The 18891-nt window shown below is 68.4% G+C and carries 19 protein-coding genes; 18 read left to right on the top strand and 1 reads right to left on the bottom strand.

Annotated elements, in window-relative coordinates:
• Positions 1-13: 13 nt before the first annotated feature.
• Positions 14-964 (top strand): homoserine kinase, encoded by a 951-nt coding sequence (gene thrB, locus AAFO60_RS07725; RefSeq protein WP_347955595.1) that lies wholly within the window; start codon positions 14-16, stop codon positions 962-964.
• 215 nt (positions 965-1179) lie between these two features.
• Positions 1180-3096 (top strand): transcription termination factor Rho, encoded by a 1917-nt coding sequence (rho, locus tag AAFO60_RS07720; RefSeq protein ID WP_347955784.1) that lies wholly within the window; start codon positions 1180-1182, stop codon positions 3094-3096.
• A 138-nt stretch (positions 3097-3234) separates the two neighbouring features.
• Here the strand turns inward: rho and AAFO60_RS07715 are convergent, their stop codons facing one another.
• Positions 3235-4419: a diflavin oxidoreductase gene (locus tag AAFO60_RS07715; RefSeq protein ID WP_347955594.1), complete on the bottom strand. Its 1185-nt coding sequence runs from the start codon at positions 4417-4419 to the stop codon at positions 3235-3237.
• 382 nt (positions 4420-4801) lie between these two features.
• On the opposite strand from AAFO60_RS07715, the gene rpmE reads away from it, so the two are divergent.
• The 16 genes from rpmE to AAFO60_RS07635 all read left to right on the top strand — a co-directional run bounded on the left by rpmE (position 4802) and on the right by AAFO60_RS07635 (position 18869).
• A complete protein-coding gene (gene rpmE, locus AAFO60_RS07710; RefSeq protein ID WP_347955593.1) occupies positions 4802-5014 on the top strand; it encodes a 50S ribosomal protein L31 in 213 nt (70 codons plus the stop codon).
• Positions 5015-5143: 129 nt separating this feature from the next.
• Entirely contained in the window at positions 5144-6217 is a 1074-nt protein-coding gene (prfA, locus tag AAFO60_RS07705; protein ID WP_347955592.1) for a peptide chain release factor 1, read from the top strand.
• Positions 6214-7149 (top strand): N5-glutamine methyltransferase family protein, encoded by a 936-nt coding sequence (locus AAFO60_RS07700; RefSeq protein WP_347955591.1) that lies wholly within the window; start codon positions 6214-6216, stop codon positions 7147-7149. Before prfA ends, AAFO60_RS07700 begins: the two co-directional genes overlap by 4 nt.
• Positions 7146-7805, top strand: coding sequence for an L-threonylcarbamoyladenylate synthase (locus AAFO60_RS07695; RefSeq protein WP_347955590.1), 660 nt, complete (start codon positions 7146-7148; stop codon positions 7803-7805). Before AAFO60_RS07700 ends, AAFO60_RS07695 begins: the two co-directional genes overlap by 4 nt.
• Entirely contained in the window at positions 7802-9070 is a 1269-nt protein-coding gene (gene glyA, locus AAFO60_RS07690) for a serine hydroxymethyltransferase (protein ID WP_347955589.1), read from the top strand. Before AAFO60_RS07695 ends, glyA begins: the two co-directional genes overlap by 4 nt.
• 2 nt (positions 9071-9072) lie before the next feature.
• Entirely contained in the window at positions 9073-10263 is a 1191-nt protein-coding gene (locus AAFO60_RS07685) for a glycosyltransferase family 4 protein (protein WP_347955588.1), read from the top strand.
• Between the two features lie 25 nt (positions 10264-10288).
• Positions 10289-10786, top strand: a complete 498-nt coding sequence (locus AAFO60_RS07680) for a hypothetical protein (protein ID WP_347955587.1) — start codon at positions 10289-10291, stop codon at positions 10784-10786.
• A 184-nt stretch (positions 10787-10970) separates the two neighbouring features.
• Positions 10971-11828 (top strand): F0F1 ATP synthase subunit A, encoded by an 858-nt coding sequence (gene atpB, locus AAFO60_RS07675; protein WP_347955586.1) that lies wholly within the window; start codon positions 10971-10973, stop codon positions 11826-11828.
• A 97-nt stretch (positions 11829-11925) separates the two neighbouring features.
• A complete protein-coding gene (locus AAFO60_RS07670) occupies positions 11926-12168 on the top strand; it encodes an ATP synthase F0 subunit C (RefSeq protein ID WP_347955585.1) in 243 nt (80 codons plus the stop codon).
• 14 nt (positions 12169-12182) lie between these two features.
• Complete coding sequence (locus tag AAFO60_RS07665; RefSeq protein ID WP_347955584.1) at positions 12183-12731, top strand: F0F1 ATP synthase subunit B; 549 nt, start codon at positions 12183-12185, stop codon at positions 12729-12731.
• Positions 12732-12869: 138 nt separating this feature from the next.
• A complete protein-coding gene (locus AAFO60_RS07660; RefSeq protein WP_347955583.1) occupies positions 12870-13691 on the top strand; it encodes a F0F1 ATP synthase subunit delta in 822 nt (273 codons plus the stop codon).
• Between the two features lie 65 nt (positions 13692-13756).
• The gene (gene atpA, locus AAFO60_RS07655; RefSeq protein WP_347955582.1) at positions 13757-15391 is read left to right on the top strand and encodes a F0F1 ATP synthase subunit alpha; all 1635 of its coding nucleotides are present in this window, start codon (positions 13757-13759) and stop codon (positions 15389-15391) included.
• 1 nt (position 15392) lies between these two features.
• Positions 15393-16364: a F0F1 ATP synthase subunit gamma gene (locus AAFO60_RS07650; protein ID WP_347955580.1), complete on the top strand. Its 972-nt coding sequence runs from the start codon at positions 15393-15395 to the stop codon at positions 16362-16364.
• Positions 16365-16404: 40 nt separating this feature from the next.
• Positions 16405-17853: a F0F1 ATP synthase subunit beta gene (gene atpD / locus AAFO60_RS07645; protein WP_347955579.1), complete on the top strand. Its 1449-nt coding sequence runs from the start codon at positions 16405-16407 to the stop codon at positions 17851-17853.
• Between the two features lie 9 nt (positions 17854-17862).
• Entirely contained in the window at positions 17863-18240 is a 378-nt protein-coding gene (locus AAFO60_RS07640) for a F0F1 ATP synthase subunit epsilon (protein WP_347955578.1), read from the top strand.
• Positions 18241-18422: 182 nt separating this feature from the next.
• Positions 18423-18869, top strand: coding sequence for a DUF2550 domain-containing protein (locus AAFO60_RS07635; RefSeq protein ID WP_347955577.1), 447 nt, complete (start codon positions 18423-18425; stop codon positions 18867-18869).
• Positions 18870-18891 lie beyond the last annotated feature (22 nt).

Here is an 18891-nt window from a genome sequence, read left to right as displayed (position 1 = left end):
CGTGGAAGCGGCGATGACCACACGCGCGATGATCGGCTCCGCTAAAGCCGAACACGTGCTCGCCGAAGGACTTTCGGTACGGGTGCGGGTTCCGGGTTCGAGCGCGAACCTGGGTCCGGGGTTCGACTGCCTCGGTCTGGCGCTGTCGATCTTCGACGAGCTCGCGGTCACGATCACCGGTACCGGTGTCAGCGTCGCGGTGACCGGCGAGGCCGCGGGCCGGGTGCCGCTCGACGAGCGACACCTGGTGGCGCGCGCGGTGGCCCGCGGGCTGGAGCACGCGGGCGTCGCGGTGCCCGGTTTCCACCTCGAGTGCCGGAACGTGATTCCGCATTCGCGTGGGCTGGGGTCGTCGGCGGCCGCCGTCGTCGGGGGACTGGCGGCCGCCTCGGCGCTGGTCGCGGCCGACGGACGTCGTCCCGGACTGACCGACGAGGAGCTGGTGCAGCTCTCCAGCGAGTTCGAGGGCCATCCGGACAACGCGGCGGCATCGGTGCTCGGTTCGGCCGTCGTCACCTGGTCGGGGGAGCGGGGACGGTTCTTCGCACGCAAGCTGGAGCTGCACCGGTCGGTGGTCGCGACGGTGTTCGTGCCGCAGATCGAGTCGTCCACGGAGGCCACTCGCGGTTTGCTTCCCGATGCGGTGCCGCGCGCCGATGCGGTGTTCAACGTGAGTCGCGCGGCGCTCGGCGTCGTCGCCCTGACCACCAGTCCGGATTGCCTGATGGACGCCACCCAGGATCGCCTGCACCAGGATTACCGGGCCGAGGCGCTGCCGGAGACGACACGGCTGGTCGCCGCATTGCGCGATCGGGGACACGCCGCTACCGTGTCGGGTGCTGGACCGTCCGTCCTGGTGCTCGGTGTGCAGTCGCTCGGTGCGCCCGAGGCCGACCTCGCCGCGGAGCTGGGATTCACCATGATTCCGGTCGACGTGGCAGACGGGGTCGAGGTCGTTTCCTAGCGACCCGGCTACCCGGTGGTACGCTTGATGTGCTCCGTCGGGATTCAGGGCGTGTCTGATCTCCACTTGATCGTCCGGCGAACCAACAAATTTTTGTCCTCCCGGCCCATTTCTCTGGGAGGGGGCCCCGGCATCTGAAGTCGGGGAACGAAAGGATTTCCGTGACCGAAACGGATGTACAGGCACCGAAGCGGGCCCGTACCGGGCTGTCGGCGATGTTGCTGCCGGAATTGCGTGCACTGGCGGGCGAACTCGGTATCAAGGGTACGTCGGGTATGCGCAAGGGCGACCTGATCGACGTGATCCGTGCTCATCAGCAGGGCGGGCAGGCCCCGGCGAAGGCCGCGGGCGCGGCGAAGGCGTCGGGTGCCGAGAAGGCGCAGGCGGCCAAGGCCGCCCCGGTGAAGCAGGCGCCGGCCGCCCAGACCGAGCGGGCCGGCGCGCCCGCCGAAGCGAAGCAGGCCGAGCCCAAGCAGGCCGAGCCCAAGCAGGCAGAGTCGAAGCAGACCGAGCCGAAGCAGGCAGCCGCGAAGCAGGCCGAGAGCACCTCCGCGGCAGGCAGGCAGACCGAGAACAAGCAGGCAGACCAGGGTCGAGACGACAAGTCAGACCAGTCGCGCGGTGACCAGGCGAGCGACGGCGAGGGCGGCCGTAACAACCGCAACCGCAACCGCAACCGGGGCGACGGCAATCGCGGGGACGGTAATCGGGGCCAGAACCGGGACAACCAGGGCCAGCAGAACCGGGACAACCAGAACCGGGACAACCAGGGCCGGGACAACCAGGGCCGGGACAACCAGGGCCGGGACAACCAGGGCCAGCAGAACCGGGACAACCAGGGCGGCCAGAACCGGGACAACCAGCACGGCGACGACGACGGTGAGGGCGGCAGGCGCCGCGGTCGCCGGTTCCGCGAGCGTCGGCGCGGACGTGACCGCGACGGCGGCGGCAACGCAGGCGACACGCAGGTCAACGAGGGCGATGTCCTGGCGCCGGTCGCCGGCATCCTGGACGTGCTGGACAACTACGCGTTCGTCCGCACCTCCGGCTACCTCGCCGGTCCCAACGACGTCTACGTCTCGATGAACATGGTCCGCCGCAACGGACTGCGCCGCGGCGACGCGATCACCGGCGCCGTCAAGGTCCCGCGCGAAGGCGAGAACCAGGGCAACCAGCGCCAGAAGTTCAATCCGCTGGTCCGCCTCGACACCGTCAACGGCGGCGACGTCGAAGCGGCTCGCAACCGGCCCGAGTTCGCCAAGCTGACGCCGCTGTACCCGAACCAGCGGCTGCGCCTGGAGACCACTCCGGAGCGATTGTCGACCCGCGTGATCGATCTCATCATGCCGATCGGCAAGGGGCAGCGAGCGCTCATCGTCTCGCCGCCGAAGGCGGGCAAGACGACGATCCTGCAGCACATCGCCAACGCGATCAGCACCAACAACCCCGAATGCCACCTGATGGTGGTCCTGGTGGACGAGCGTCCCGAAGAGGTCACCGACATGCAGCGTTCGGTGAAGGGCGAGGTCATCGCCTCGACCTTCGACCGGCCGCCGTCAGATCACACCAGCGTCGCCGAACTCGCCATCGAACGCGCCAAGCGTCTCGTCGAGGGCGGGATGGACGTGGTCGTGCTCCTCGACTCCATCACCCGACTCGGTCGCGCCTACAACAACGCCTCGCCGGCGTCCGGGCGCATCCTGTCCGGCGGTGTCGACTCGCAGGCCCTGTACCCGCCGAAGCGGTTCCTGGGCGCGGCTCGCAACATCGAGAACGGCGGCTCCCTGACGATCATCGCCTCGGCGCTGGTCGAGACCGGATCCACCGGCGACACGGTGATCTTCGAGGAGTTCAAGGGCACCGGCAACGCCGAGCTCAAGCTCGACCGCAAGATCTCCGAGCGGCGCGTCTTCCCTGCGGTCGACGTCAACCTGTCGAGCACCCGCAAGGACGAGCTGCTGCTCTCGCCCGATGAGTTCGCGATCGTTCACAAGCTGCGCAGGCTGCTCGCCGGTCTCGACTCGCAGGCCGCCATCGACCTGCTGGTGGCGCAGTTGAAGAAGACCCGCAGCAACGTGGAGTTCCTGATGCAGGTGAGCAAGAACGCTCCCGGCGTCATGGCCGACGACTGACTGGTCGGGCCGGTCGACAGACTGCCGGCCGACAGACTGCGACGCCGCCGATCCCGACCCGCTCCGGGTCCGGATCGGCGGCGTCGCCGCATGTCAGGAAGTCAGCGAGTCAGGGCGCGCCAGGGGCGAGCCCGCTGGTCAGTAGACGTCGCGGCGGTACTGACCGCTGGTGCGCAACCGCTCGACCTCCGCGCGGGCGCCCACCTCGTCGAAGTCGCCGTAATCGCGGATGATCGCGGTCAGCGCCTCCTCCACGTCGTGGGCCATCCGAGTGGCGTCGCCGCAGACGTAGACGACGGCGCCGTCGCGGATCCAGCTGTACAGTTCCTGTCCGCGGCCGCCCATCAGGTGTGAGACGTAGACCTTTTCGTCCTGCTCGCGTGAGAACGCGACGTCCAGGCGCAGGTTCCCGTCGGCCTCCATGGCCCACATCTCGTCCCGATACAGGAAGTCCTGGTCGCGCCGGCGTGCCCCGTGGAAGAGCCAGTTGCGGCCGTGGCCGTCGTCGTGGCTGCGCTCGTGGACGAACGAGCGGAAGGGCGCGATGCCGGTGCCGGGGCCGACCATGATGATGTCGGTGTCGGGCTCGGGCAGACGGAACGACTTGTTGGGCGTGATGAAGATGCCGACGGTGTCGCCGGGGACGACGCGGTCGGCGAGGTAGGTCGACGCGGCGCCCCCGCGATCGCGGCCGTCGCCCCACACCTCGGTCGCCGGATGCCGGACCGTCGCAGGCGTCAGATGCAGGGTGCCGCCGTGCACCGACGGCGCCGACGAGATCGAGTACGTGCGGGCCGCCAGCGGACGCAGCTCGGCGAGGAAGGCCTCCGGGGTCGGGAACCACGTGGGATCCAGATTCAGCAGGTCCAAGACGTCGCGGCCGCGTCCCCACGCATCGAGTGCGGCGCGGTCGCCGGCCAGCAGCTCGGCCACCGCGGAGATCCCGCGAGCCGTCGCGAGATGATCGAGCAGATACGGCGAGATCGACGTGATCTCGAAACCGTGGGTCAGGGCGTTGGTGAGCGTGCGCTCGCCCTTGCGATCGGCGATCACCGTGTCGCCGGGCACGCCCAGCCGGTCGACGATGGCCGCGACCAGGGCCGGTTCGTTCGCGGGCGTGACGTTGACGGCGTCGCCCGGCTGATACTCCAAGCCCGAGCCCTCGATGTCGAGGACCAGATGCCGCACCTCCTTCTCGCTCTCGGGGGCGGTCAGCAGGTCGTTGCGCAGCACTGTGGCGGGGTAGGGGTTTCGGCGGGACCAGCGAGGCCGCTTGGAAGCGCGATCAGAAGAGCGTTCACGTGTCGGATTCGCGGTCGTCATGGCTTCGGGTGGCTCCCCACTGTTGCTTCGAGACTGTTGTTACGAGACTGTTGTTTCAAGTTCGGGGCTTCGAGTCGGTCGATCCGAGTCGGTCGTCGTCGAACCGGTCGTCTTTGAGTCCGGGGGCATCGGGTCCCGGCGGACGTTGTCGGGTGCCCGCGGGTCCGCGCACGCCCGCATACAGGTTAGTCCGCCGAACCGCCAGTTCAGGAGACCCCTCGCGCGAAAAGAGACTGGATTCACTCGGCGCCGCCGGCGGTCGGAGCACCGGGATTGGGCGCGGCGGGCGCTGCTGTGGAATAATTCTCCGGTCAGTCCGGTTCCGGTTCACACCACTGAAAAATTCAGCGGTGACCCGGCGACCATGATGAAGGGACATCACATGAAGCAGGGAATCCATCCCGACTACCAGGTGACCACCGTCAACTGCGGTTGCGGTAACGAGTTCACCACCCACAGCACCGCCAAGGGCGGGCACATCACCGTGGAAGTCTGCTCCAACTGCCACCCGTTCTACACCGGCAAGCAGAAGATCCTCGACACCGGCGGCCGCGTCGCCCGCTTCGAGAAGCGGTACGGCAAGCGCGTCAAGTAGTGTGCTTCGGGCGCCCGATCGGGGATCTCTCGCAGATCCCGGGTCGGGCGCCTGTCGTTTACCCAGACTCGCGATAACCCGACCCCGCCACCGGCTGCGCGCCCCGCGGCCGCAAAGGAGACATCACAGGTGAGTACGCAGGAACCGTCCGCGATCGACGACATCCTCGCCGAGCACGCCGGACTCCAAGCGCAGTTGTCCGATCCGGCACTGCACGACGACCCAGCCAACGCCCGCCGCGTCGGCAAGCGGTTCGCCGAACTGGCGCCGGTGATGACCACCTACACCAAGCTCACCGCGGCCCGCGACGACCTGGCAGCCGCCCGTGAACTCGCCGAGGCCGACGCGGCGTTCGCCGACGAGATCCCGGGCATGGAGGCGACCGTGGCCGAACTCGACGCGGCCCTCACCGACCTGTTGGCGCCCCGCGATCCGCACGACTCCGACGACGTGGTCCTCGAGGTGCGTTCGGGGGCCGGCGGCGAGGAGTCGGCGCTGTTCGCCGCCGACCTGGTCCGGATGTACCTCAAGTACTGCGAGCGGCACGGCTGGAAGGCGACCGTGCTCGGCGTCACCGAATCCGATCTCGGCGGCTACAAGGAGGCGACCCTCTCGATCAAGTCCCGGGAGAGCACCCGCGACGGCGTGTGGTCCCGGTTCAAGTTCGAGGGCGGCGTGCACCGCGTCCAGCGCGTGCCGGTCACCGAGTCGCAGGGGCGCATCCACACCTCGGCCGCCGGCGTGCTCGTGTACCCGGAACCGGACGAGGTGGAGGAGATTCACATCGACGAGTCCGACCTGCGCATCGACGTCTACCGCAGCTCCGGCAAGGGTGGGCAGGGCGTCAACACCACCGACTCGGCCGTCCGTATCACCCACCTGCCGACCAACATCGTCGTCACCTGCCAGAACGAGCGGTCGCAGCTGCAGAACAAGGCGCGCGCCATGCAGGTCCTCGCGGCACGGTTGAAGGCCGCCGCCGACGAGGCCGCCGAGGCGGAGGCCGCCGCCGGTCGCCATGCGCAGATCCGCACCGTCGACCGGTCCGAGCGGATTCGGACCTACAACTTCCCGGAGAACCGGATCACCGACCATCGGATCGGGTACAAGGCGAACAACCTCGACATGGTCCTCGGCGGCGAGATGGACGCCCTCCTCGATGCGCTGGTGGAGGCCGACAAGCAGGCCCGCCTGCAGCAGTGAGCGAACCGCGACACCCCAGCGCCGACACGGTCCGACGGCAGGCGGCGGCCGCCCTGTCGGCGGCCGGAATCGACTCCGCCGCCGCCGAAGCCGCCGAACTGGTGGTGCACGAGCTCGGGGTCGAGCCGGGGCGGCTGCTGCTGATCGACGAGGTCACCGACGCGCAGCGACGCCGGATCGAGCACGCCGTCGCGCTGCGCGCTGAGCGGATCCCGTTGCAGCACATCACCGCCCGCGCGCACTTCGCCGGACTGGAACTCATCGTCGGCCCCGGCGTCTTCGTCCCGCGGCCGGAGACCGAGCTGCTGGTCGAATGGGCCCTGGCCCGCATCGCCGCACCGGGGTCGCCGCGACCGGTGCACGTCGTCGATCTGTGCTCGGGCAGCGGCGCGCTCGCGCTCGCGATCGCCGCGGCCGCGCCGACGGCGACGGTCACGGCCGTCGAACGCTCGACCGTCGCCGCGGACTACCTCCGCCGCAACGTCGAGGCCCAGCATCTGACCGGCCGGGTCCGGATCGCCCTGGCCGACGCGACCGACGGCGCCGCGATGGCCCCGCTGCTGCAGACGGCGTCGATCGTGGTGAGCAACCCGCCCTACGTGCCCGCAGCGTCGCCGGTGTCGCCCGAGGTGGCGCACGATCCGCCCGAGGCGGTCTTCTCCGGGGCGAGCGGCATGGACGTGATCGCCGCGATGGCGCCGATCCTCGCCGCCGCCACCCCGCCCGGCTGCGCCGTCGCGATCGAGCACGACGACACCACCTCCGACCAGGTGGTCGACGCACTCCGGCGGGCCGGAGGCCTCGAGCAGGTGCAGGCGCACCACGACCTGGCAGGTCGGCCCCGATTCGTCAGCGCGGTGCGCCCCGGCGGACGAGGCGACGAGCGTCGGGCGCCGGAACCCGATGACGGCGTGGAAGGATGGACAGCGTGAGCGCAGTGTTCGATTGCAGTGACCCCGACGAGCGAGCAGCCGGAATCCGGGCTGCGGTGGGTGCCGCGCGCGCCGGCCGCCTGGTCGTCGTCCCCACCGACACCGTCTATGGTCTGGGCTGCGACGCCTTCGACAGCGAAGCGGTCGCCTCACTGCTCGCCGCCAAAGGTCGCGGACGCGACATGCCGGTGCCGGTCCTGGTCGGCTCGTGGCACACCGTCGACGGTCTGGTCCGGTCGATGTCGCCGCAGGCACGCGAACTCGTGCAGGCCTTCTGGCCGGGCGGGCTGAGCCTGGTGGTCGAACAGGCCCCGTCGCTCGCCTGGGATCTCGGCGACACCTCCGGCAGCGTGATGATCCGGATGCCGCTGCATCCGGTGGCGATCGAACTGCTCCGCGAAGTGGGGCCGATGGCGGTCTCCAGCGCCAACATCTCCGGGCACCCGCCCGCCACGACGGCCCACGACGCGCTCGCCCAACTCGACGACAAGGTCGCGGTCTACCTCGACGGGGGACCCGCCGATCATGCGGTCGCCTCGACGATCGTGGATCTGACCGGCGTCACCCCGAAGATCCTGCGCGAGGGCGCGATCACGGCCGAAGACCTCGCCGAGGTCCTCGACATGGATCCCGACGAGCTGCGGGGCCGCCGGTGACCGGGGCGACTCGCTCCGGCGCCGATCCGCTCGCGGGAGATCCGGCGATCGCGAGCCTGTTGGCGCGCGAAGCCGAACGACGTCGGGGCAGCCTGCAGATGCTGGCCGCGGAGTCGAGCTCGTCTGCGGCGGTGCGCGCCGCCGTCGGCTCGATCCTGGCCGACAAGTACGCCGAGGGGTATCCGGGCCACCGCTATCACGGCGGCGTGGAGGTCGTCGACGAGATCGAGGAGCTCGCCGTCAGCCGCGCCCGGACCCTGTTCGGCGCCGACTACGTCAACGTGCAGCCGCTGTCGTGGGCGCTGGCCAACTTCGCCGTCTACGCGGCGTTCTCGCAGCCCGGCGACCAAGTCCTGTCGCTGAGCCTCAAACACGGCGGACACCAGTCCCACGGTTCGCGCGCCAACCTGTCCGGCCGCTGGTTCTCGGTGGTGAACTACGAGGTCCGCCGCGACACCGAACAGATCGACTACGACCGGCTCCGCGACCTCGCCCTGCTGCACCGGCCGCGGATCCTGGTGGCCGGCGGCACGTCCTACTCGCGGGCGTGGGACTTCGCGGCGCTCCGCACGATCGCCGACGAGGCCGACTGCATCCTGTGGGTCGACGCGGCCCACCTGGCCGGGCTGGCGGTGGGCGGGGTGCTCGAGTCGCCCGTGCCCTTCGCCGACGTGGTCACCGTCGCCACCAACAAGGTGATGCGCGGGCCACGGGGCGGACTGCTCCTGGCGCGCGGCGAACACGCCGACTCCCTGGCCCGCGCCGTCTATCCGTTCATGCAGGGCGCGCCCGCGATGCACTCGATCGCCGCCAAGGCCGTCGCCTTCGACGAATGCGGTCGCCCCGAGTACCGCGAGTACGCGCGGGCCGTCGCCGACAACGCGGCGACGCTCGCGAGCGCGCTCGCCGATCGCGGCCTGCGCATCGTCTCCGGCGGCACCGACACGCACATCGCGGTCGTGGAGGTCAGTGCGCTCGGGCTCTCCGGACGGGAAGCCGCACAGCGACTGGCCGCCTGCCACATCATCGTCGACAAAGCCGTCACCCCGTTCGACGAGCGGCCCGTCGTGGAGGGGTCGGCGATCCGGCTCGGCACCGCGGTGCTCGCCGACGACGGTCTGCGCCCGACCGACATGGGCGCCGTCGCCGACCTGATGCTCGACGCGCTGCGCACCGACGACGCCACCCGTCACGCCGAGCTCGCCGCCGCCGTCGCCGAACTCGAACAGACGGTTCGTCGGCGCCACGCGCCGGAAGGGCGGTAGCGATGCCGGCGTCGACGGCCGGGACCCTGGGGCGATTCACCGTGCAGGCCCTGGAATCCTCCGGCGGGGGAGCGGGCGTCCCGTTGCGGGAGCTCGCCCTGGTCGGTCTCACGGCAGCGGGCATCACCTTCTTCCTGACCTCGATCATCCGGATCCTGGCCGTGCGCTTCGGGGCCGTCGCCGTGCCCCGGCAGCGCGACGTCCACGTCATCCCGACCCCGCGACTGGGCGGCGTCGGCATGTACATCGGGATCGTCTGTGCGATCGGGCTGGCCGCCCAGCTGCCCGCGCTCAACCGCGGCTTCTCGTACACCCACGACATGATCGCGGTGATCACCGCCGGGCTGGTGATCGTGCTGGTGGGGATCATCGACGACCGGTGGGGGCTCGACGCCCTCACCAAGTTCGTCGGCCAGCTGACCGCCGCCGGGGTGCTGGTCATCATGGGCGTCAGCTGGTACCTGCTGTACGTCCCGTTCGCCGACATCGGGACGGTGGTGCTCGACCCCCTGCAGGCGGGACTCCTGACGGTCGCGATCACCGTGACCACGATCAACGCGATCAACTTCGTCGACGGCCTCGACGGCCTGGCCGCCGGTCTCGGGCTCATCGCCGCCTCGGCGATCTGCCTGTTCTCGCTCGGCCTCCTGCACGACCAGGGCGGCGACGTCAGCTATTACCCGCCCGCCCTGATCACCGCCGCGCTCGCCGGTGCCTGCCTGGGCTTCCTGCCGCACAACTTCTCGCCCGCGCGGATCTTCATGGGCGACTCGGGCGCCATGCTCATCGGTTTGATGCTGGCCGCGGCGTCGACCAGCGCCTCCGGCCGAGTGGCCCGCAGCGCCTACGGTGCCGCCGACATGTTCACCCTGCTGTCCCCGCTGATCCTGGTCGCCGCGGTGATGTTCATCCCGATGCTCGACATGATCATGGCGGTGATCCGGCGAACGCGCGCCGGCGTCGGCTTCTACACCCCCGACAAGATGCACCTGCATCACCGGCTGCTCGAACTCGGGCATTCGCAACGGCGCGTCGCGCTGTTGATCTACCTGTGGGTCGGTGTCCTGGCGTTCTCGGTGGCCGGTGGCACACTGCTGCCCGCGCAGGTGATGATGCCGCTGTTCATCGGCGGTCTGCTGATCGCGCTGGCGGCGACCTTCGCGCCGCGACTGCGCCGTCGGTTCGCCCGATAGTGCGGCGGCTCGCTAACCTTCTCTCGTGTCGACCAATGACGAGAACCAACTTCCCGAACCAGCCGACCACGGCGTCGACCGTGCCGCGCTCGACGAGGCGACCGACCCGACGGCGCCGCTGCGCGCGGGCCTGAAGTACGGGGTCACCGGACTGGGGCTCCTGCTGGTGGCCGGGCTGCTCATCTGGTGGCCGTGGAAGGGCCTGCCGGGCCTGTGGGGAGTCCTCGTGGGCGCCGCGATCGGCGGCGGCTTCATCCTCATCACGGTCATCACGATCCTGCTCACCGCGAAGGCTCCGCCGACGGTGGTCATGGGCGCATTGATGGGCGGTTACCTGATCAAAGTGGTCATCGTGATCGCGGTGACGGCGCTGCTGAAGGACATGACCTTCTACAACAAGGGCGCGCTGGTCAGCATGCTCATCGGTGCCATCGTGGCCGTCCTGGGCAGTGAGCTGTGGGGCGTGCTGACCACGCGTCAGACCTATGTGGACCCCGCGTCCTCCGACGAACCGAAACTGTGACCAGTCTCACCAAGGCTGCCCTGACCAGCTACTACCGTCGATAGTAGACCGGTTCGGGCTGGGACGACCGTAAGAAAATGTCGCCCCTGATTGGTCGCTGCCGCCTCTGACTTGCTAGTCTGCTCACCGCGGGTCGATGAAGCATGTGCAGTTCAATGCAGTGCGGCACCTCGCAGACTGAACGATGGAACCCGCCGGTCGAAAGTTCGCGCGGGCCCGAGAACGGGAGAGAACGCTGAGCGCCGCCACCCTCATTGCCGACGAGTTCCACAAACCGAGCTTGGACGACTTCTTCCCCCCGATGATCTTCGGTGGGACGAACGACGATCCCGCCTGGTGGGGGATGGACCGGCTGATGCTGATCCGCGTCGTCGTCGCCGTTCTCGTCGCCGCCGGCTTCGCGATCGCGCTTCGCAGCCCCAAGATCGTGCCGACCGGCGCACAGAACATCGCCGAGAACTTCCTCGACTGGGTTCGGATCAACATCGCCGAAGAGATCCTCGGCAAGGACAACGGTCGCCGGTTCCTGCCGATCATCGCCTCGATCTTCTTCGTGACGATCTTCTTGAACCTCACCTCGATCGTTCCGTTCCTCAACATCTCCTCGAATGCGCGCGTCGGCATGCCGATGGTGATGGCGGGCGTCGCCTACATCACCTACTGCTGGGTGGGCATCGCGAAGTACGGCTTCTTCGGATTCATCAGGTCCTCGATCGTGCTCCCGGGTGTGCCGCTGCCGGTCCACTTCCTGCTGGTGCCGATCGAGTTCGTCTCGACCTTCATCCTGCGGCCGTTCACGCTGACCGTCCGACTCATGGCCAACATGCTGTCCGGTCACATCATGCTGGCGCTGTTCTTCGCCGCCACGCAGTACTTCATCATCGACCAGAGCGGCATCTGGACCCTCGCCGGCATCGGCGGCATCCTCGCCGGCATCGGCTTCACCTTCTTCGAGATGCTGGTCATCGCCCTGCAGGCCTACATCTTCGCGCTGTTGACCGCGGTCTACATCGACCAGTCGATCCACGCCGACTCGCACTGATCATCAACCAGACTCCGGTCGGGTCCACTGCCCGGCCGACACAGACTGACTCACTCGTCCGACCGGGCGGGGAGCCACCACGAAAGGGAATCGCAAGATGAGCATCGCCCAGACTCTCGCTGCAGACTCGACCATCACGGGTGCGGGCTTCGGCGCCATCGGCTACGGCCTCGCAGCCATCGGCCCCGGCATCGGCGTCGGCATCGTGGCCGGCAAGGCCATCGAGGGCATCGCCCGTCAGCCCGAGCTGGCCGGTCAGATCCGGACCACCATGTTCCTCGGTATCGCACTCTCTGAGGCTCTGGCGCTGATCGGTATCGTCGCCGGCTTCATCTTCTGATAAGAGACCACGACATGATCAACACCAGTACTCTTCTCGCGGCAGAGAAGCAGAACCCGCTCATTCCCGCGTGGTATGACATCACCTGGTCGCTGGTCGCCTTCGCTGTCGTCCTCTTCGTCTTCTGGAAGTTCGTCATTCCGCAGTACCGCAAGGTGCTCGACGAGCGTCACGACACGATCGAGGGCGGTATCGCCCGCGCCGAGGCCGCGCAGGCCGAGGCGGCACAGCAGCTCGCGGCCTACCGCGAGCAGCTGGCAGGTGCTCGCGAAGAGGCTGCGGCGATCCGCGACGAGGCGCGCACCCAGGGTGCGCAGATCGTCTCGGACATGAAGGCCCAGGCCACCACCGAGAGCGACCGAATCATCGCCAACGGCAACGCCCAGCTCGACGCGCAGCGTCAGCAGGTCGTCTCCGAGCTGCGCGGTGACCTCGGCAAGCTGTCGGTCGACCTGGCCGAGAAGCTGGTCGGTGCGTCCCTGTCGGACGACGTCAAGCAGGCCGGAACCGTCGATCGGTTCCTCGCCGAGCTGGACGGCGTGTCGAACGAGACCGCCAAGTAATCCGATGGACGCGAGGATGGCGCTCGGCGGCGAGCGGGCGGAAGCAGCTTTCGTCCCTCGCTCCGGCACATCCGAGGTAAGCCGACACCCAGGCGATCGCGCCCAAGCTGATCTCGCCTAGACAAGGAATGTAGCTAGATGTACGCAGCGTCAAGCCGTGAAGCCCTCGACGGGGCCCGCGTTGAGCTGGAAACCATCCTTCGCGGAGTCGCCGCGTCGAACACCGACGCCGCAAGCGTCGGCACGGAACTGCTGTCGGTGGCTGACGCCGTCAGCGCCGATCGTTCGCTGCGCATCGCTCTGGCCGACTCGAGCACCGCTTCCGCCAACCGCGCTGCGGTGGCCGACAAGGTCCTCGCAGGCAAGGTCGCTGACGCCACTCGCACCGTCGTCGCATCGACGGCGGCTCGCAGCTGGTCGAGCGACGCCGATCTTGTCGAAGGCATTCGTCAGCTCGGCCGCGAGGCACTGCTGACGGCCGCCAAGGACGAAGGCAAGTCCGACGCAGTCGAGGACGAGCTGTTCCGGCTCGCCCGCGTCATCAAGGGCGATAACGCACTGGAGCAGGCCCTCTCCGACCGCACCCGCACCGCCGCCGATCGCACCGCGCTCCTGCGCAAGCTGATCGACGGCAAGGTGGAGCCGATCACGCAGAGTCTGGCCGTCAACGCGGTCGCGACCTCGCAGGAGCTTCCCGGTGACGCGATCGACGAGCTGTCGCAGCTCGCCGCCGCCAGCAACGGCCGCAAGGTCGCCTACGTCACCAGCGCCGGCGAACTGTCCAGCGAGCAGCGCAACCGTCTCGCCGCACAGCTCACCGACCTCTACGCGGCACCCGTCACCCTGCACGTCGACATCGACCCCGAGCTTCTCGGCGGCGTTGTGGTCCGTGTCGGCGACGAGCGCATCGACGGCAGCATCTCGGGCAAGATCGCGACTCTGCGTCGCGGTCTCCGATAAGCCGGCCTCACCGCATCACACACGATTCCCTAGACCGAACCCAGAAAGCCAGGAAGAGCAGGAACATGGCGGAGTTGACCATCTCCTCCGATGAAATTCGGAGCGCGATCGCAAGTTACACCCAAGACGTGGGCAACCAGGCCTCGCGCGAAGAGATCGGCACTGTCACCGACACCGGCGACGGCATCGCTCACGTCAGCGGCCTCCCGGGCGCAATGGCCAACGAGCTGCTCGAGTTCCCGGGCGGCATCCGTGGCGTGGCCCTGAACCTCGACCTGGACGAGGTCGGCGCCGTCATCCTCGGTGACTCGGAGAACATCGAAGAGGGCCAGGAAGTCAAGCGCACCGGCAACGTGCTGTCGGTCCCGGTCGGCGACAAGTTCCTCGGCCGCGTCATCGACCCGCTCGGTGCCCCGATCGACGGACTGGGCGCCATCGAGTCCGAGGGCGACCGCGTCCTCGAACTGCAGGCAGCCTCCGTCCTCGAGCGCCAGCCGGTCGAGGAGTCGCTCGCCACCGGCATCAAGGCCGTCGACGCCATGACCGCGATCGGCCGCGGCCAGCGTCAGCTGGTCATCGGTGACCGCAAGACCGGCAAGACCGCCCTGTGCATCGACGCCATCCTCAACCAGAAGGCCAACTGGGCCACCGGCGACCCGGAGAAGCAGGTCCGCTGCATCTACGTCGCCGTCGGCCAGAAGGGCTCGACGATCGCCGGCGTCAAGGCGGCTCTCGAAGAGGCCGGCGCGATGGAGTACACCACCATCGTCGCCGCTCCCGCGTCCGACTCGGCCGGCTTCAAGTGGCTCGCCCCCTACACCGGCTCGGCCCTCGGCCAGCACTGGATGTACCAGGGCAAGCACGTCCTCATCGTGTTCGACGACCTGTCGAAGCAGGCTGAGGCCTACCGCGCCATCTCGCTGCTGCTGCGTCGCCCGCCGGGCCGCGAAGCCTACCCGGGTGACGTCTTCTACCTGCACTCGCGTCTGCTGGAGCGTTGCGCCAAGCTGTCCGACGAGCTGGGCGGCGGCTCGATGACCGGTCTGCCGATCATCGAGACCAAGGCCAACGACGTCTCGGCGTTCATCCCGACCAACGTCATCTCGATCACCGACGGCCAGGTCTTCCTCGAGTCCGACCTGTTCAACAAGGGCGTCCGCCCCGCGATCAACGTCGGCATCTCGGTCTCGCGCGTCGGTGGCGCCGCGCAGACCAAGGGCCTCAAGGACGTCTCGGGTTCGCTGCGTCTGGAGCTGGCGCAGTTCCGCGAGCTGGAGGCCTTCTCGGCCTTCGCCTCCGATCTGGACGCCGCATCGAAGGCACAGCTCGAGCGCGGTGCCCGCTGGGTCGAGCTGCTCAAGCAGGACCAGTACAGCCCGGCCGCGGTCGAGGACCAGATCGTCTCCCTGTACCTGTGCGGTGAAGGCTTCATGGACTCGGTGCCCGTCGCCGACATCCGTCGCTTCGAGGCCGAGCTGCTCGCCGATCTGCACCACACCGCCTCGGGCGTGTACAGCAACATCGCCGGCGGCAAGAAGCTGACCGACGACGACAAGGCGGCGCTGGCCAAGGCGACCAACAACTTCAAGGCCGGCTTCATCGCCGCCGACGGCAGCCGCGTGGTCGAGGTCGACGCCGATCCGCTGGCCGCCGAGGACGTCGAGCCGGAGACCCTCCGAGTGACGAAGAAGCAGAAGTAGCATGGCGACCATTCGGGAGCTGCGCTCACGGATCAAGTCGATCCAATCGACTAAGAAGATCACGAAGGCGCAGGAGCTGATCGCGACCTCGCGGATCACCAAGGCACAGGGCCGGGTGGCTGCCGCCCGCCCCTACGCCCAGGAGATCACCCGGGTCGTCACGACCCTGGCGAACGCGTCGACGTCGCTGGACAGCCCGCTGCTGGTCGAGCGGGAGAACCCGCGCCGCGCCGCCGTCCTGGTGGTGACCAGCGACAGCGGCCAGTGCGGCGGCTACAACTCGAACGTGCTCAAGGAGACCGAGGAACTGCTCTCGCTCCTGCGCAGCGAGGGCAAAGAGCCGGTGGTGTACGTGATGGGCCGCAAGGGCATCGGGTACTACACCTTCCGTGACCGTCCCATCGCCTCGGGCTGGTCGGGCTTCTCGCAGCAGCCGAAGTTCTCCGACAGCGCGGACGCTGTCCACCACCTGGTGGAGTCGTTCCTCGCCGGTTCGGGTCAGCGCGTGCAACTGCCGGCCGGATCGTCGACCGGGCACGCGGGCGACGTGGAGGGCGTCGACGAGCTGCACGTGGTCTACACGCGCTTCGTGTCGATGCTCACGCAGAAGCCGGTGGTCCGCCGGATGGCGCCGATCGACGTCGAGTTCGAGGTCGAGCAGCTGCAGATGGGGGACGACATCCTCGAGGACTCCGACAACGCCGTGGTCTCGGCCGAGGTGGAGTTCGAGCCGGAGGCCAAGGAGCTGCTCGACGCGCTGCTGCCCAAGTACGTCGCGTCGCGCATCTTCGCGGCCCTGCTGGAGTCGTCGGCGTCGGAGCACGCGTCTCGTCGTACCGCCATGAAGGCGGCCACCGACAACGCGACCGAGCTCGAGAAGAACCTGTCCCGTCAGGCCAATGCGGCTCGACAGGCGCAGATCACCCAGGAAATCAGCGAGATCGTCGGCGGCGTCGAAGCGCTGGCGCACTGATCGCGACACAAGACACACCTGAAGGAAAGTGAAGTAACCAATGACTGCAGCAGTCACTGATACGACAGCGGGGGGCGCCTCGGCGACCGCCGGTCGTGTCGCCCGGGTGATCGGCCCCGTCGTCGACGTCGAGTTCCCGCGCGGCGCGATCCCCGCCCTGTTCAACGCCCTGCACGCGGAGATCACCCTCCCGTCGGTCGCGAAGACCCTGACGCTCGAGGTCGCTCAGCACCTCGGCGACAACGTCGTCCGCACCGTCTCGATGCAGCCCACCGACGGCCTGGTCCGCGGCGCGGCCGTCGTCGACACCGGCAAGCCGATCTCGGTGCCGGTCGGCGACGTCGTCAAGGGTCACGTCTTCAACGCTCTGGGCGACTGCCTGGACGCGCCGGGCACCGGTCGCGACGGCGAGCAGTGGGGCATCCACCGCAAGCCGCCGGCCTTCGATCAGCTCGAGGGCAAGACCGAGATCCTCGAGACCGGCATCAAGGTCATCGACCTGCTGACCCCGTACGTCAAGGGCGGCAAGATCGGTCTGTTCGGTGGTGCCGGTGTCGGCAAGACCGTCCTCATCCAGGAGATGATCACCCGTATCGCTCGCGAGTTCTCGGGCACCTCGGTGTTCGCGGGCGTCGGTGAGCGTACCCGTGAGGGCACCGACCTCCACCTCGAGATGGAGGAGATGGGCGTTCTCCAGGACACCGCGTTGGTGTTCGGTCAGATGGATGAGCCGCCGGGCACGCGTATGCGCGTCGCTCTCTCGGCCCTCACCATGGCCGAGTACTTCCGCGACGTTCAGCATCAGGACGTGCTGCTGTTCATCGACAACATCTTCCGCTTCACCCAGGCCGGTTCCGAGGTCTCGACCCTGCTGGGTCGTATGCCTTCGGCCGTGGGTTACCAGCCGACGCTGGCGGACGAGATGGGCGAGCTGCAGGAGCGCATCACCTCGACCAAGGGCCGTTCGATCACCTCGCTGCAGGCGATCTACGTCCCCGCCGACGACTACACCGACCCGGCGCCGGCGACCACGTTCGCCCACCTGGACGCCACCACCGAGCTCTCGCGCCCGATCTCGCAGCTGGGCATCTACCCGGCCGTGGATCCGCTGACCTCGACCTCGCGCATCCTCGAGGCGTCGATCGTGGGCGACGAGCACTTCCGCGTCGCCAACGAGGTCAAGCGCATCCTGCAGAAGTACAAGGAACTGCAGGACATCATCGCGATCCTCGGTATGGACGAGCTCTCGGAAGAGGACAAGGTCACGGTCAACCGCGCCCGTCGCCTGCAGAAGTTCCTCGGCCAGAACTTCCTGGTCGCCGAGAAGTTCACCGGCCAGAAGGGTTCGGTCGTTCCGCTGTCCGACACCATCGAGGCCTTCGATCGCGTCTGCAAGGGCGAGTTCGATCACCTGCCCGAGCAGGCCTTCAACAGCTGCGGTGGACTCGACGACGTCGAGGCCGCAGCCAAGAAGATCGCCGGAAAGTAGTCGCTGCACATGGCTGACAAGACTTTCCGACTCGAGGTCGTCTCGCCCGATTCCGAGCTGTACTCGGGGGAGGCCACCTTCCTCGTGGCGCAGACAACGGTCGGCGAGCTGGGCATCCTGGCCAGCCACGCACCGATGCTCGCCGAACTCGCACCCGGCGGCTGCGTCGTGGTGACCGAGGCCGGCGGCGACCGCACCGCCTTCGCGGTTCAGGGCGGTTTCCTGTCGGTCACCGGCGAATCGATCACGGTGCTCGCCGAGCACGCTCAGTTCGTGAACGAGATCGACGTCAACGCCGAGCGTGCGACGCTGGAGTCGGCCGAGGCCGGCACCGCGGAGTACTGGCGCGCCAAGTCGCGGGTCCGTGCGGTGGAGGCCGTGAGCTGACCGAGGTGTGCCGAGACCTCCGATAGGGGCCCTGACGGGGCTTCCCTGGATATCGACGACGACAGCCGTCCTGCGATGCAGGGCGGCTGTCGTCGTCGGTACGGTTGCCGATCACTCGGCACAGGTCTCAGGATCGACTCACCTTCGGTGGTGTATACCTGCTTGAGAGGAGGTTGATCGGGTTGCCGTTGTGGTTGTGGATCATCATCGGTTGCGTCGTCGCGGGCCTGTTCGTGCTCGCGGGCGTGGTGTACAGGGTCGTCGAAGTACGACGCGCAGGCACCCCGGTGCTGCTGCGCCGTCTGCCCGCGGAAGCCGATCACGGCTGGCGGCACGGATCGGTGCACTACGGCGACGACGCCCTGGCCTACTACCGACTGAGTTCGCTGCGGCCGGGACCGACCGTGAAGATGTCGCGCCGGCGGATCGAGATCGTCGGGCGGCGGTCGCCGCTGGGGACCGAACTGGAGATCATGGATCCCGATTTCGGGATCGTCGAATTGGCGCTGGGCCGATCCGGCAGCGGGGCGCACTACGAGCTGGCGATGAACCCGGAGGTCTCGACGGCCTTCCAGTCGTGGATCGAGGCGCGCCGGCCGCGCCGCGCACGACGTCGGCCGGCGGCCTGAGGTCAGGAGTCTGAGCCGGGCG

Source organism: Gordonia aichiensis (genome assembly GCF_039946255.1).
Lineage (GTDB): Bacteria > Actinomycetota > Actinomycetes > Mycobacteriales > Mycobacteriaceae > Gordonia > Gordonia aichiensis_A.
This window is presented reverse-complemented; position numbering and strand designations above follow the sequence as displayed.

Excerpts from the sequence above, each read along its gene's own strand:
- AAFO60_RS07715 (WP_347955594.1), bottom strand. The coding sequence starts at position 4,419 with ATGACGACCGCGAATCCGACACGTGAACGCTCTTCTGATCGCGCTTCC.
- AAFO60_RS07665 (WP_347955584.1), top strand. The coding sequence starts at position 12,183 with ATGATCAACACCAGTACTCTTCTCGCGGCAGAGAAGCAGAACCCGCTC.
- AAFO60_RS07670 (WP_347955585.1), top strand. The coding sequence starts at position 11,926 with ATGAGCATCGCCCAGACTCTCGCTGCAGACTCGACCATCACGGGTGCG.
- rpmE (WP_347955593.1), top strand. The coding sequence starts at position 4,802 with ATGAAGCAGGGAATCCATCCCGACTACCAGGTGACCACCGTCAACTGC.
- atpA (WP_347955582.1), top strand. The coding sequence starts at position 13,757 with ATGGCGGAGTTGACCATCTCCTCCGATGAAATTCGGAGCGCGATCGCA.
- AAFO60_RS07685 (WP_347955588.1), top strand. The coding sequence starts at position 9,073 with ATGCCGGCGTCGACGGCCGGGACCCTGGGGCGATTCACCGTGCAGGCC.
- AAFO60_RS07640 (WP_347955578.1), top strand. The coding sequence starts at position 17,863 with ATGGCTGACAAGACTTTCCGACTCGAGGTCGTCTCGCCCGATTCCGAG.
- atpB (WP_347955586.1), top strand. The coding sequence starts at position 10,971 with ATGGAACCCGCCGGTCGAAAGTTCGCGCGGGCCCGAGAACGGGAGAGA.
- rho (WP_347955784.1), top strand. The coding sequence starts at position 1,180 with ATGTTGCTGCCGGAATTGCGTGCACTGGCGGGCGAACTCGGTATCAAG.
- thrB (WP_347955595.1), top strand. The coding sequence starts at position 14 with ATGACCACACGCGCGATGATCGGCTCCGCTAAAGCCGAACACGTGCTC.
- AAFO60_RS07650 (WP_347955580.1), top strand. The coding sequence starts at position 15,393 with ATGGCGACCATTCGGGAGCTGCGCTCACGGATCAAGTCGATCCAATCG.
- AAFO60_RS07660 (WP_347955583.1), top strand. The coding sequence starts at position 12,870 with ATGTACGCAGCGTCAAGCCGTGAAGCCCTCGACGGGGCCCGCGTTGAG.
- atpD (WP_347955579.1), top strand. The coding sequence starts at position 16,405 with ATGACTGCAGCAGTCACTGATACGACAGCGGGGGGCGCCTCGGCGACC.